Source organism: Sphingomonas mangrovi (assembly GCF_047975845.1).
Taxonomy (GTDB): Bacteria; Pseudomonadota; Alphaproteobacteria; order Sphingomonadales; family Sphingomonadaceae; genus Sphingomonas.
The window spans coordinates 1-13841 of record NZ_JBIUCZ010000051.1 but is presented as its reverse complement, the minus strand read 5'-3'; the positions used below and the strand labels follow the sequence as shown (position 1 = coordinate 13841).

The following is a 13841-nucleotide window of genomic DNA, read 5'->3' as shown; positions in this document are numbered from 1 at the left end:
TCGGTACCTGGTTCCCATCGCAACACCTCAACCTGGTGTTGCACTTCGTTTGTGAACTCGGGGCATCCATTGCCGCTACGGCAGGAAGCGCGAGCGCTGCGCGAATGGATGCTGACTTCCGTCAGCATGACGGCAGAAGGGAAGAACGGCCTCCCGCACTACCCCCGGTTGGCGACCAGCGCCTCGACCACCTGCTGGATCAGCTGCTGGCGCGCGCGCATCGGCGCGGTGGTGTCGCCGATCAGCACCGCCACCGCATAGCTGCGGCCGTCGGGCGCAGTGAGGATGCCGACGTCGTTGAAGCCGGCGTTGCGCGACAGCAGGTCCTGGCCGGTGCCGGTCTTGTGCGCGAGCTGCCAGCCCGGCGGCAGCGCCGCGTGCAGCCGCGCGCGGCCGGTGCGCGACGCGGCCATCGTGTCGAGCAGGTGGCGGGTCGAGGCGGGCGAGAGCAGCTTGCCCTGCTTCAATCGCATCAGCGCCTCGGTGATCGCCGCCGCACCGGCGCCGTCGGGCGGATCGGCGACATAGGCGTTGAACGCCGCCAGCCGCACGCTCGACGGCAGCGCGCTGCGCGCCTGATAGAAGCGGCCGTTGGTGGCATATTCCTGCCGCCAGGTGAGCCCGGCGGTCTTGCTCTGGAGCAGCCGCTCGCCGGGGCCGAAGCGGATGTTGCGGATGCCGCGCCGCGCGAGGAATGCGCGCACCGCCTCCGGCCCGCCGACATAGCTCAGCAGCCGGTCGTTGGCGGTATTGTCGCTCATCGTCAGCGCGCGGCGCATCAACTCGCCGACGGTGGTCTCGTAGCCGTCGCCCTTCACCAGCGCGGCGATCGGCTGGTGGAACAGCGTCAGGTCCTGGGGGCGCACCACCACGGGGGCGTCGAGGCGCAGCTTGCCCTGGTCGAGCAGGTCGAGCGCGGTCATCGACACCCACAGCTTGCTGACGCTCTGCTGCGGCATCGGGCGATTGCCGTTGTAGGCGGCGGTCCAGCCCTGATCGATGCTGGTGACGGCGGCGGCGGCGGTACCGTTGAAATTGGCGAGCAGCGTGGTGATCGCGCGGCTGAGCGACGCGGGCGCCTGGGGCAGCGGCGGCGGCGGCGGCGGCACCGGCATCGCCGCGCGATAGCCGGGCGCCGGCGCCGGCGGCAGCAGCGACACCGGCTGCTGGCTGGCTTCGTGGACGGCGCAGCCCATCAGCACGAAAGGTGCCGATCCCAACAGGATCAACGCCCGTTGCGTCGCGGTAAACTGCGGTCCTGCGCTCACGTGTTCTCGGCCCCTCGCACTGTGGCAACCATGCTGCCACAACCCGCGGCCGGGCAAGCTGGCCCGGCGGAGCGTTGCGGCGAATGACACCATTGTAGCGGCGAATGGTGAACGCCAGCGAAACGCGGCCCGATTCCAACGGCTTCCGCCGGCCGGACCGCCGCTAAACGATCAGGGGACCAGCACCGTGTCGAGCGCGTCCGGCAGCGTTTCCGGATAGTCGAGCGTATAGTGCAGCCCGCGGCTTTCCTTGCGGTGGAGCGCCGATCGCACGATCAGTTCGGCCGACTGGAGCAGGTTCCTGAGCTCGATCAGATCCGGAGTCACACGGAAGTGGCCGTAATAGTCGTTCACTTCCTCGGTCAGCATCGCGATGCGGTGCTGCGCGCGTTCGAGCCGCTTGGTGGTGCGGACGATGCCGACATAGTTCCACATGAACCGGCGAATCTCGGTCCAGTTCTGCTTGATGACGACTTCCTCGTCCGAATCGGCGACGCGGCTTTCGTCCCACGGCCGGATCGGCGGCGGCGGCGCCAGATCGTCCCACTGCGCGGCGATGTGCTGCGCCGCCGCCTCGCCGAACACGAAGCATTCGAGCAGCGAGTTGGACGCGAGCCGGTTGGCGCCGTGCAACCCGGATTCGGTGCACTCGCCGGCCGCGTACAGCCCGGGCAGGTCGGTGCGCCCGTCCAAGTCCACCACAATGCCGCCGCAGGTATAGTGCTGCGCCGGCACCACCGGGATCGGCTGGCGCGTCATGTCGATGCCGAGGCCGAGCAGCTTGTCGTAGATGTTGGGGAAATGGCCGCGCACGAAGTCGGGCGGCTGGTGGCTGATGTCGAGGTGGACGTAGTCGAGCCCGAAGCGCTTGATCTCCGCATCGATCGCGCGCGCCACCACGTCGCGCGGCGCGAGCTCGGCGCGCGGATCGAGGTCGGGCATGAAGCGGTGGCCGGTGCGCGGGTTGAGCAGCCGCCCGCCCTCGCCGCGCACGGCCTCGGTAATCAGGAAGTTCTTGACCTCCAGATTGTAGAGGCAGGTCGGGTGGAACTGCATCATCTCCATGTTGGAGACGCGGCAGCCCGCACGCCACGCCATCGCGATGCCGTCGCCGGTCGCCCCGCCCGGCGCGGTCGAGAAGAGATAGGTGCGCCCCGCGCCGCCGGTGGCGAGGATCGTCGCGCGGGCGGTGAACAGCGCCACGCGCCCCGTCGTGCGATCCAGCGCATAGGCGCCCCACACCCGGCCGGCGCCCGAATAGCGCAGTTCGTGCCGGCTGGTGGCGAGATCGACCGCGACCATGTCGGGCACCAGCGTGATGTTGGGATGCGCCTGGGCGGCGGCGATCAGCGCCTCCTGCACCGCGCGGCCCGTGGCGTCGTCGACATGGACGATGCGGCGGTGCGAATGCCCGCCCTCGCGCGTCAGGTGCCAGCGCTCGTCGCCGTCGCCGCCGTTGAACGGCACGCCCAGTTCGGCCAAGCGCTCGATCGCGGCCGGCGCATTCTCTACCACGAACTCGACGGTGGCGCGGTCGTTGAGCCCCGCGCCCGCCACCATCGTGTCCTCGATGTGGTTCTCGAACGTGTCGCCCGGCTCCAGCACCGCGGCGATCCCGCCCTGCGCCCAGGCCGTGGAGCCCTCGTCCAGCCGCCCCTTGGCGAGGACCGTCACGGTGAAGCACTGCGCCAGGTTGAGCGCCGCGGTCAGCCCGGCCGCGCCCGAGCCGACGATCAGGACGTCGCTTTGGCGGGGCGCGCTCACCCGTGGGCGCGCGTCAGGTTGAGGAACACGTCCTCGAGGTCGGCTTCCTTGGTCGAGACGTCGACGATGCCGTAGCCGTCGCGAGTCACCGCCGCGAGCACCTCACCCGCGTTCGCCACGTCCTTGCGATAGGTGATCGCCAGCACCCGCTCGCTCTTGCGTTCCACCTTGCTGAAGCAGCTCGCCTCCGGCAGCGTCGCCAGATCGCGGTCGACGGTGAGCTCGACCTGCTTTTCCTGCGCCATGCCCACCAGCGCGCGGGTCGGCTCGTTGGCGATCAGACGGCCGTGGTTGATGATCGCGATGCGATCGCACAGCTCCTCGGCCTCCTCCAGATAGTGGGTGGTCAGCACCACCGTGACGCCGGCGTCGTTCAACTGACGGACATAGGCCCACAGCTGCTGGCGAAGCTCGATGTCGACGCCCGCGGTCGGCTCGTCGAGCACCAGCACCGGCGGCGAATGCACCATCGCCTTGGCGACCATCAGCCGCCGCTTCATGCCGCCCGAAAGGCTGCGGGCATAGGCGTCGGCCTTGTCCTCCAGATGGACGGCGCGCAGCAGTTCCATCGTCCGCCGCCGGGTCTTGGCGATGCCGTAGAGCCCCGCCTGGATCTCCAGCGTCTCCGACGGCGTGAAGAACGGATCGAAGGTGATCTCCTGGTTGACGATGCCGATCGATGCCTTGGCGTTGCGCGGGTGCCGGTCGATGTCGAAGCCCCAAATCTCGGCCGAGCCGCTGGTCTTGCGCACCAGTCCCGCCAGCGTGTTGATCAGCGTCGACTTGCCCGCGCCGTTCGGCCCGAGCAGCCCGAAGATCTGCCCACGCGGCACCTCGAAACTAACGCCGTCGAGCGCGCGCTTGCCGCCCTCATAGGTCTTGCAAAGGTCTCGGATCGCGATGGCGGCCTGGGTCATGCCGCAAGCGGATAGGCGCCGCGGCACGAATCGCCAATCCCCGCCGTTGCGAAACCCTGACGCAGTGGGCGCTTCGCGAAAGGCGCGACAACTTTCTCCGGAATTCGCCGTACCCCTGCGCAGGCAGGGGTCCAGGGCCAAGCAGAACACCGGCGCGCGGTGCTTGTGGCCCTGGACTCCTGCCTCCGCAGGAGCACGGAAAGCGCTGTCGCAAAGGTCGTGCGCGCACGCACGCTCCAGCATTGTCGAGCGGCGGGCGCCTTGCTATCGCCTGCGCCCATGATTCCGCCGTCCGAAGTCCTCCGCGTCACCACCCCCCGCATCGCCTGCGACGGCGCCGGGGAGATCGCCCCCGCGCTCGGCCACCCGCGCGTGTGGCTGCAGATCGACGAGCACGGCTATGTCGACTGCGGCTATTGCGACCGCCGCTTCGTGCTGATCGGCGGCCCCGCCGACGGCGTGGACCAGGCGACGCTTCCCGACATCGCGTCTGGCGCCAGCGTCTGACGCGCCTATATCGGAGGCCATGACCGCTTCCGATCCCCGCGCCTTTCTCTACCGCGACGGCTTCGAGCCCGCGGCCGCCGCCCGCCTGGCCGCGCAGACGCTCGCCCATGCCGACGACGGCGAGCTCTATCTCCAGTATCGCCGGGCGGAGGCGTTCGGCTTCGACGACGGCCGGCTGAAGACCGCCAGCTACGACACCGCCTCCGGCTTCGGGCTGCGCGGCGTGTCGGGCGAGACCACCGCCTTCGCCCACGCCAACGAGATCAGCGAGGCCGCGATCCTGCGCGCGGGCGAGACGATGGCGTTGATCGATCCGAGCACGGGTGCCAAGGCGCCGGCGCCGCGCGGCAACAACCGACACCTCTATACCGAAGCCGACCCGCTCGACCTCGTTCCCTTCGCCGACAAGGTGAACCTGTGCCAGACGATCGACGCCGCCGCGCGCGCGCGCGATCCGCGGGTGGTGCAGGCGAGCGTGGGCCTGAGCGGATCGTGGAGCGTGGTCGAGATCGTCCGTCCCGACGGCTTCGTCGCGACCGACGTGCGACCGCTCGTGCGCCTCAACGTCTCGCTGGTGGTCGAGCAGAACGGCCGGCGCGAGACCGGCAGCTTCGGCATCGGCGGCCGCTATCTCTACGACGACCTGTTCCTGCCCGAGACCTGGAACCGCGCGATCGACACCGCGCTGGCCCAGGCGCTGGTCAACCTGGACGCGGTCGACGCCCCGGCCGGCGAGATGACGGTGCTGCTCGGGCCGGGCTGGCCCGGCGTGCTGCTGCACGAGGCGATCGGCCACGGGCTGGAAGGCGACTTCAACCGCAAGGGTACCAGCGCCTTTTCGGGCCGCATCGGCGAACGCGTCGCGGCACCGGGCGTCACCGTGGTGGACGACGGCTCGATCGCCAGCCGCCGCGGCTCGCTGTCGATCGACGACGAGGGCACGCCCACTCAGGAGAACATCCTGATTGAGGACGGCATTCTCAAGGGCTATATCCACGATCGCCTCAACGCCCGGCTGATGGGCGTGGCGCCGACCGGCAACGGCCGCCGTGAGAGCTTCGCCCACGCCCCCATGCCCCGCATGACCAACACGTTCATGCGGGCTGGCCGCGACGATCCCGCCGAACTGCTGTCGCGGGTCAAAAAGGGCATCTTCGCCAAGTCGTTCGGCGGCGGCCAGGTCGACATCGTCTCGGGCAAGTTCGTGTTTTCCTGCACCGAGGCGTATCGGATCGAGGACGGCAAGCTCGGCGCGCCGATCAAGGGCGCGACGCTGATCGGCGACGGCCCGACCTGCCTCACCAAGGTGACCGGCATCGGCAACGACTTCGCGCTCGACGAGGGCGTCGGCATGTGCGGCAAGGGCGGCCAGAGCGTCCCCGCCGGCGTCGGCCAGCCGACGCTGCTGGTCGAGGGGCTGACCGTCGGCGGTACCGCCGCCTGATGGCACTCGCCGAAGTCGGGCGGTTCGCGCGAATCGAGGCGCAGATCCTTGTCGGGCGACTGGAGAGCGAGGGCATTCCCGCCGTCGCCTTCGACGGCGAGGCGAGCATCGCCGACGGCAGCTGGCTGCTGATCCCGACTCGCGTGATGGTGGACGAAGACGACCTCTCTGCCGCCCGTGCGATCGCCGAACGGCCGGAGTGACGCGCACTGCTGCCTGATTTTCGGGCAGCTGCCCAAAGCTGCGTCGAGATGCGGCAGGGTTGAGCTGCCAATCTCCCCCTCCGCAGCGCTACCTTTCCCTTCACTCTGCCCTCACCCTCACCCGTTCGTCTCGAGTAGCCGTCGAGCTTGTCGAGACGGCGTATCGAGAGACCGGTGGCGGCGGCCCTCTCGATACGGGCTCTCGACAAGCTCGATCCCTACTCGAGGCGAACGGAGTGGGAGGTGCCCGGCCGCCATGCGCCGATCCGCGTCAACGTACCTCCTGCCGAACAACAGCCGCTGACCCGGCTGTGAACCAAAACTGGCACGCTGCTTGCTGGGTTTCCCAAAGGGACCATCGCGAGGGGGCGCGGCATGAAACTGATCATCGCCATCATCAAGCCGTTCAAGCTCGATGACGTGCGCGAGGCGCTGAGCGACGTGGGCGTCGCCGGGATGACCGTCACCGAGGTCAAGGGGTTCGGCCGCCAGAAGGGCCAGACCGAGATCTATCGCGGCGCCGAGTACAGCACCAACATGGTGCCCAAGATCAAGCTGGAGATCGTCTGCACCGCCGACCTCGCCCCGCGCGTGGTCGAGGCGGTGCAGGCCGCCGCCAACACCGGCGCGATCGGCGACGGCAAGATCTTCGTGCTCGACGTCGGCCAGGCGGTGCGCATCCGCACCGGCGAGACCGACGAGACGGCGCTGTGATGCGGGGCGTGAACAACCGACCTGTGGGGATGGGGGACAGGATGAAGCTTTCGACTCGCCTCGCGCTCGGCGCGGGCAGTGTTTTCGCGGCACTTCCGGCGTGGGCGCAGGACGCCGCGCTGCAGGCGCCCGCCGCGGCGCCGACCGCCGCCACCGTCGACAAGGGCGACACCGCCTGGATGATGATCTCGACGGTGCTGGTGCTGGCGATGATCCTGCCGGGACTGGCGCTGTTCTACGGCGGCCTCGCGCGCACCAAGAACATGCTGTCGGTGATGACGCAGATCGGCGCGGTCGCGTGCCTCGCGATGCTGCTGTGGGTGGTCTACGGCTACAGCCTCGCCTTCGGGCCCGACGGCGCGCTGCCGGCCAAGTATATCGCGGGTCTGGACAAGGCGTTCCTGTCGGGCGTCACGCCCACCTCGCAGGCGGCAACCTTCACCGCCGGCGTCGAGATCCCCGAATATGTCTTCATCTGCTTCCAGATGACCTTCGCGGCGATCACCATCGCGCTGGTGCTGGGATCGGTGGTCGAGCGGATCAAGTTCTCCGCCGTCATGCTGTTCGCCGCGGTGTGGCTGACGATCGTCTATTTCCCCGTAGCGCACATGGTGTGGGCGGCCGGCGGCTGGTTCTTCGACCTGGGGGCGCTGGACTTCGCCGGCGGCACCGTCGTGCATATCAACGCCGGCGTCTCGGCGCTGGTGCTGGCGCTGCTGATCGGCAAGCGCATCGGCTATCCGACCGAGCGCATGGCGCCGCACAGCCTGACGCTGACGATGATCGGCACCGGCCTCTTGTGGGTGGGCTGGTTCGGCTTCAACGCCGGCTCGGCGCTGGAAGCCAACGGTTCGGCCGCGCTGGCGATGATCAACACCTTCGTCGCCACGGCCTCGGCGGCGCTGTTCTGGATGCTCGCCGAACGCGTCTCGGGTCACAAGGGATCGGCGCTCGGCTTCTGCTCGGGCGTGATCGCCGGGCTGGTCGCGGTGACGCCGGCGGCGGGCAATTCGGGCCCGTTCGGCGCGATCGTGCTCGGCGCGGTCGCCTCGATCGTCTGCTTCTTCGCGGTGACCGTGCTCAAGCCGAAGCTCGGCTACGACGACTCGCTCGACGCCTTCGGCATCCACGGCGTCGGCGGCATGGTCGGCGCGATCGGCACCGCGATCGTCTACGCCCCGTCGCTCGGCGGGCCAGGCGCGGCGGATTACGACATGGGTGCCAAGCTCGGCGTGCAGCTGCTCGCGGTGGTGGTCACCATCGTCTGGGCCGCGATCGGCACCACCATCGCCTATTTCGCCGCCAAGGCGGTGACCGGCGGCCGCGTCGCTCCGGAAGTCGAGCTCGAAGGCCTCGACCTCGGCGAGCACGGCGAGCGCGCCTACAACTACTGAGTTCGGCGGCGGTCGGGGGGCCGCCGCCCACAGAGGTTCCTCCTGCGGACAACCTGGGCCGGTACGGAAACGTACCGGCCTCTTTTTTGGGACTCGCTCGCCTCATTCCCCGGAGCGTCATCCTGACGAAAGTCAGGATCCATTGCCGCTACGGCCGGGGCGCGAAGCGCCGATGCTGAAGACAGCCAATCCCGGATTACTGCGAGCAAGGGCGCGTAAGCCGCTTCGCCCGCGTTCCGGAGAAGCGGACAACCCGCCGTCGCCCGCGATGCACCCTCGTTGCGCGAATGGATCCTGACCGTCGTCAGGATGACGCAGGGGAGCGTTACCCGCCCGCTCCACGCAAAAAGAAAGGGCGGCTCCAGCGGAGCCGCCCTTCTTCGAACCGGTGGCGAAGGGCCTCAGCCCTCGTAGTCGCCGCCGACGTTCTGGTTGCGCGGCGGGGCGGCGGCGGTGAGGCGCAGTGCCTCGGCCGAAGCCGACAGCGAGCCGATCTCGTCCGGCGCTTCCTCGTCGTCGATCTGGACCTTCTGCATGCCCGTGATCACCGACTCCTTGAGCGTGTCGGGACGGACGGTCTCCTCGGCGATCTCGCGCAGCGCGACCACCGGGTTCTTGTCGCGGTCGCGGTCGAGCGTCAGCTCGGCGCCGCCGGAAATCTGGCGCGCACGCTGGGCTGCCATCAGCACCAGGTCGAACCGGTTGGGGATCTTGTCGACACAATCCTCGACGGTGACGCGCGCCATGAACGCTTCCTCAAATATGCAATGAGCAGGAAAGGCGTGGCGCCTATCGGAAACCTGCGCAAATGTCAATTTTCGCGAGGGTTTCCGCCGGAGACACGCCTCCGGCGGAGCCACATGCGGTGCCGGCTACTCCACCGCCGCGACATTGTCGTCGCTGTTGCGGTCGACGTACTTGTTGTACGGATCGACCCCGGCGAACGCCGGCCGCGCGGCCGTTACCAGCCGCAGCTGCTGCGTCCCGCTGCGGACCGGCTGCCGCTCGAGCAGCAGCACGTTCTTGCGATCGAAGCTGCCGAGCCCCGGCCGGGCGGTGAAAAGCCCCACGTCGATGCGGTCGTCGAGCGGCGCCACCGTCTCCTTGCCGCGGCCATCGGCATAGGCCTTCGCCCCCTCGATCGTCAGCAGCGTCTCGAAACGGCCGTCGGCGAGCTTGCGGGTCTTCGCGGCCTTGAGCTTCAGGTCGTAGAGGGTGATGCGGTCGAGCAGGTCGTCGACCAGCTGCCGCTCGGCAGCATCGCGCGCCAGACCGCGGAAGCCCGCGACCAGGTCGAGCGAGGTGGCAAAGGGCGCGCCCTTGAACCGGTAGCGCGCGAGCAGCCCGCGCAGCATCGCGTTGACCCGCGCCTCGCCGAGCCGATCCTGCAGCAGGTAAAGCGCCACCGCGCCCTTGCGATAGTGGATGTACCCCTGGTTCTCGACGCGATCGAGCGGCAGTTCCTCGATCGCCTCGCTGCCCCGCTCGCGCAGATAGCTGTCGAGCTCGTACTTGAGGAAGCGGCGGATCTTATCCTCGCCGTACAGGTGCTTCATCACCATCAGCGCCGAATATTGCGCCATCGTCTCGACCAGCATGGTGCCGCCCTGCTGGTCGGCGCTGATCAGCTGGTGCGCCCAATATTGGTGCCCCAGTTCGTGCGCGGTGACGTAGGTGACATAGTCGATTTCGTCCGGATCGCGCGTGTCGGCGATGAAGCCGATCTTCTCCGAATAGGGCACTGTGCCCGCGAACGCCTGCGCGAAGCTCTGGTAGCCCGGGAACTCCAGGATGCGCGCATAGTCGAACTGGTAGGGGCCGAAGGCCTGCTGGTAATAGCCGAGCGAGCGCTTCATCGCCTGCACCATCCGGTCGACGTTGAAGTCGTGGCCGGGCTGGTAATAGACCTCCAGCTGGATCGGCCCGAAGCGGTCGCGCTGCACCGCATAGTCGGCCGACTGGACCGAGAAGAAGGCGAGGATCGGCGCGGTCGAAACGAAGCGCGCGGTGCGCCGGTCGCCCTGCGTCACGTCGGACACCCGCCGCCCCGGCGCGATCGGCACCTGCGGCGCGTCGGTGGTGACGGTGATGTCCGAATTCACCCAATCGGCGTCGGCGATATAGTTGCGCTGGCGTGCCGACGCGTCCTCCAGCTTGGCCATGCGCAGCTCCGCCGGCAGACCGTAACGGCGGCGGGTGATGCGGTCGCTGAGCAGGCCGTCGCGGCTCATCCCCAGCATCGGCGCGAACTCCGAATTGTTGAGGAAGCTGCCGTTGGCGACCAGCCGCGTATCGTCGCCGTTGGCGCGGAAGCCGCGCTGCTCGCGCTGCGTGCGGAACGTCAGCGTTCCGGTCGCACCCGGTGCGAGCGGCCGGTCGAAGCGATAGAGACGATACTGGAACGCGGCATCGTTGCTCGCCAGGCGCGCGCCCGGAATCGTCACCGAGACGAGCTTGGTATCGGCATCGGGCAGCCGCACGTGCAGCGTCTCGATCGGCCCGCCGCTGTCGTTGACGAAGCGGTACAGCCCATCGACGGTCATCCGCCGTTCGGACGGGTGGAGGTCGATCGCCAGCCGCACGTCGGTGAGCGACGGCTGCGCCACATTCTCGTAGCGCAGATACTTCTTCTCATAGTCGGCCATCCGCTGCTCGTTGGCGTCGCGCGTGCGATACGCGTTGAGGACGTTGGTGTTGTAGAAGACGAACGCCCCCGTGCCGACGAACACCAGCAGCGCCGCGCCCAGGATCACGCCGGGCGTGCCCTTGATGCGGGCGGGCACGCGCCGCAGCCGCGGCAGCAGCCGGGTTTCGGTCCCGCGCCGCCACAAGAGGTGCGCGAGCGTGGCGAGGATCACCGCCGCCGCACCCCAGTAGAGCCGCAGCCACCAGGAGCCGACACCGCCGACCTGGTTGCCGTTCATGTCGGACAGGGCCGGCGTCGGGCCGCTGCCATAGAGGTAGAGCGGATGCTCGAACCCCAGGTTGCTGAGCGTCAGCGTCGCGACGATGTAGACGACCATGATCGCCCAGCCGACATATTTGTTGGGGCTAATCGCCTGGACGAACACCGCCAGGATCGCCAGCAGCACCATGTCGACCGTCTGGGGCAGCAGGTACCAGGCGAGATATTCGCCGAGCGAGATCGTCCCGCCGCCGCGGATCAGCTGCACCGCGACCGCGGCGACCACCGACACCAGCAAGGTTGCGAACAGCACGCCCGCCACCGCCAGCGCCTTGGGCACCATATAGGCCCAGTTGGGCAGCGGCGTCGCGTCGATGATCTCGTGGATCTTGCGGTCGCGGTCGCGCCAGACCAGCTCGCCCGCATAATAGATGGCGATGATGATCGGGATCAGCCCGAAGCCGCCGGTCAGCGTCTCGATCAGCGCGAAGGTGAGCGGTCGCGAGGGCGTGCCGTACATCTCGCCGGCGAAGAGCAGCGCCCCCACCACGTTGAACAACCCGACCACCAGCAGCACCAGGAAGGCGGGGCTGCGGAACACCTGCGCCATCTCGAACCGGCAGCGGGTGACGAGCCGGGTCCAGGCGGAGCCCTGCGCTTGCGGCGCGGGCAGCCGCTCGACCAGCCGGGGCGCGGTCTGCGCGAGCTTCGCCTCGCGCTTCGCCTGCTTGCGCAGCTTGCGCTTGGAAATGCCACGCTCGGCGAAGCGGAACCGCCACATCGCGAAGCCGAGCGCCGCGAGCGCGACTCCCAACCAGATCAGCCGGTTGGCGATGAGGACGCCGTCCAGCGGCGGCAGGACGGCATTGCGCTCCGCCGCGGTGAAATAGCGGGTGGCGTTGCTGATCGCAGAGGCGCCGAACGGCTCGACATAGGCGGCGACCTCACGCCATTCGGGCTGCTGCCCGATCATGGTGGTGAGGACGGCGTAGAGCACCAGGAACACGACGACGCCGAGATAGCTGCCCATCATCGAGCGCGTGACCGTCGCCACCGCGAAGAAGATCGCCGCGGTCAGCAGCAGGTTGGGCAGTGCGATCACGAAATAGGCCCAGGCGAAGGCGCCCGGCAGCGTCGGCCCCAGCCGCTCGGGATCGACCCAGGGCATCAGCGAGCCGACCCAGATCGCCAGCGGAATCGCCAGGAACGCGATCGCCGCGGCGAGGAACGCGCCGGTGAAGCGCCCCATCAGATACTGGAACCGCGTGACCCGCGTCGTGCGCACCATCGGGCCGAAGCCCGATTCATCGTCGCGCACCACCACGTTCGCCACGAACGCCGTCGTCACGAACATGAAGAACAGCGAGAACACCAGATGGATCTGGAGGATGGCGAAGGGGCTGTTGGCATGGACGTTGCCGCCCGAGCCGATCTGGATGTGCTCGCTCACCACCGACCCGAAGGTCAGCAGGAAGAACAGCCCTGCGACCACCCAGAACACCGGGCTGCCGAACTGGTAGCGGAGCTCGAACGCCGCGATCTTGCGGAACATGGGCGCGTCCCCCCTCAGGCCGCGAGGGCGGCGGTGTCGACGGGACGGCGAGTGCGCGCGAGGGTGGCGAAATACACGTCCTCCAGCCCGCCGCGCACGGGCTCGAACCCGTCGCCCGGATCGCCTTCGGAGAGGATGTGGACGATGGTGCGCCCGGCGAACAGCCGGGTGGAGATCACTTCGTAGCGCGCGCCGACGTCCGCCAGTTCGTCGCGGCGGATCGCCTTGGCCCAAACGGTGCCGTTGGCACGCTCGATCAGTTCGAGCGGCGCGCCCTCCAGCCGGATCTTGCCGCCGGCCAGCACCGCCATGCGCGGACAGAGATCCGCCACGTCCTCGACGATGTGGGTGGAGAGGATCACGACGACGTTCTCGCCGATCTCGGCGAGCAGGTTGAGGAAGCGGTTGCGCTCCTCCGGATCGAGCCCGGCGGTGGGCTCGTCGACGATGATGAGCCGCGGATTGCCGATCAGCGCCTGGGCGATGCCGAAGCGCTGGCGCATGCCGCCCGAAAAGCCGGCGATCGCCTTCTTGCGCACGCTCCAAAGGTTGACCTGGTGGAGCAATGTCTCGACCGTCGCCTTGCGGTCGGCGGCGGAGGCGATGCCTTTCAGCACCGCCATATGGTCGAGCATGTCGTAGGCCGACACGCGCGGATAGACGCCGAAGTCCTGCGGCAGATAGCCGAGCGTCTCGCGCAGCCGCTCCGGCTCGGCGATCACGTCGATGTCGCCGAAGGTGATGCTGCCGCTGGTCGGCGTCTGCAGCGTGGCGACCGTGCGCATCAGCGTCGACTTGCCAGCACCGTTCGGCCCCAGCAGCCCGAACATCCCCGTCGGCACCGACAGGGTCACATCGTCGAGCGCGCGCGTCCCGTTGCCATACACATGGCTGACGTTCCGAAGCTCCAGCATCGCATTCCTCCCACCCCAGGAACGGCGATGCTAGCGCGGTGTCCTACGACACTAAAGCACTTTTTGCGGGGTAGGGCTGGATGACTCTCCGGAAGGCTCTCTTCCGATTCCCGTCATCCTGACGAAAGTCAGGATCCATTGCCGCTCCGCCTGGAGTCGCAAGCGCTGCGCGAATGGATGCCCCGAGTTCACAAACGAAGTGCAACACCAGGTTGAGGTGTTGCGATGGGAACCAGGTACCGACAGCTCTCGTATGCGG

Annotated in this window: 11 protein-coding genes; 5 read left to right on the top strand and 6 right to left on the bottom strand. The window is 68.4% G+C overall.

Going from position 1 to position 13841, the window contains the following annotated elements:
• Positions 1-158: 158 nt before the first annotated feature.
• From ACBY01_RS16470 to ACBY01_RS16460, 3 genes are all read right to left on the bottom strand, one after another.
• A complete protein-coding gene (locus ACBY01_RS16470; protein WP_416462063.1) occupies positions 159-1268 on the bottom strand; it encodes a serine hydrolase in 1110 nt (369 codons plus the stop codon).
• A 171-nt stretch (positions 1269-1439) separates the two neighbouring features.
• Positions 1440-3032, bottom strand: coding sequence for an L-aspartate oxidase (gene nadB / locus ACBY01_RS16465; RefSeq protein WP_416462062.1), 1593 nt, complete (start codon positions 3030-3032; stop codon positions 1440-1442).
• A complete protein-coding gene (locus tag ACBY01_RS16460) occupies positions 3029-3949 on the bottom strand; it encodes an ABC transporter ATP-binding protein (protein ID WP_416462061.1) in 921 nt (306 codons plus the stop codon). The genes nadB and ACBY01_RS16460 overlap by 4 nt, the downstream gene beginning before the upstream one ends.
• 279 nt (positions 3950-4228) lie before the next feature.
• On the opposite strand from ACBY01_RS16460, the gene ACBY01_RS16455 reads away from it, so the two are divergent.
• From ACBY01_RS16455 to ACBY01_RS16435, 5 genes are all read left to right on the top strand, one after another.
• Positions 4229-4456: a zinc-finger domain-containing protein gene (locus ACBY01_RS16455; RefSeq protein WP_416462060.1), complete on the top strand. Its 228-nt coding sequence runs from the start codon at positions 4229-4231 to the stop codon at positions 4454-4456.
• Between the two features lie 19 nt (positions 4457-4475).
• Positions 4476-5900, top strand: coding sequence for a metalloprotease TldD (gene tldD, locus ACBY01_RS16450; RefSeq protein ID WP_416462059.1), 1425 nt, complete (start codon positions 4476-4478; stop codon positions 5898-5900).
• Positions 5900-6103, top strand: coding sequence for a putative signal transducing protein (locus tag ACBY01_RS16445; protein ID WP_416462058.1), 204 nt, complete (start codon positions 5900-5902; stop codon positions 6101-6103). Before tldD ends, ACBY01_RS16445 begins: the two co-directional genes overlap by 1 nt.
• A gap of 375 nt (positions 6104-6478) precedes the next feature.
• Positions 6479-6817: a P-II family nitrogen regulator gene (locus ACBY01_RS16440; protein WP_416462056.1), complete on the top strand. Its 339-nt coding sequence runs from the start codon at positions 6479-6481 to the stop codon at positions 6815-6817.
• Between the two features lie 41 nt (positions 6818-6858).
• A complete protein-coding gene (locus ACBY01_RS16435) occupies positions 6859-8211 on the top strand; it encodes an ammonium transporter (RefSeq protein WP_416462055.1) in 1353 nt (450 codons plus the stop codon).
• Between the two features lie 401 nt (positions 8212-8612).
• Here ACBY01_RS16435 and rpoZ read toward each other — a convergent pair whose 3' ends face one another.
• The 3 genes from rpoZ to ACBY01_RS16420 form a co-directional block, all read right to left on the bottom strand.
• Positions 8613-8957: a DNA-directed RNA polymerase subunit omega gene (rpoZ, locus tag ACBY01_RS16430; RefSeq protein WP_416462054.1), complete on the bottom strand. Its 345-nt coding sequence runs from the start codon at positions 8955-8957 to the stop codon at positions 8613-8615.
• A 126-nt stretch (positions 8958-9083) separates the two neighbouring features.
• A complete protein-coding gene (locus tag ACBY01_RS16425) occupies positions 9084-12668 on the bottom strand; it encodes an ABC transporter permease/M1 family aminopeptidase (RefSeq protein ID WP_416462053.1) in 3585 nt (1194 codons plus the stop codon).
• A 14-nt stretch (positions 12669-12682) separates the two neighbouring features.
• Positions 12683-13582, bottom strand: a complete 900-nt coding sequence (locus ACBY01_RS16420; protein ID WP_416462052.1) for an ABC transporter ATP-binding protein — start codon at positions 13580-13582, stop codon at positions 12683-12685.
• Between the last annotated feature and the right edge of the window lie 259 nt (positions 13583-13841).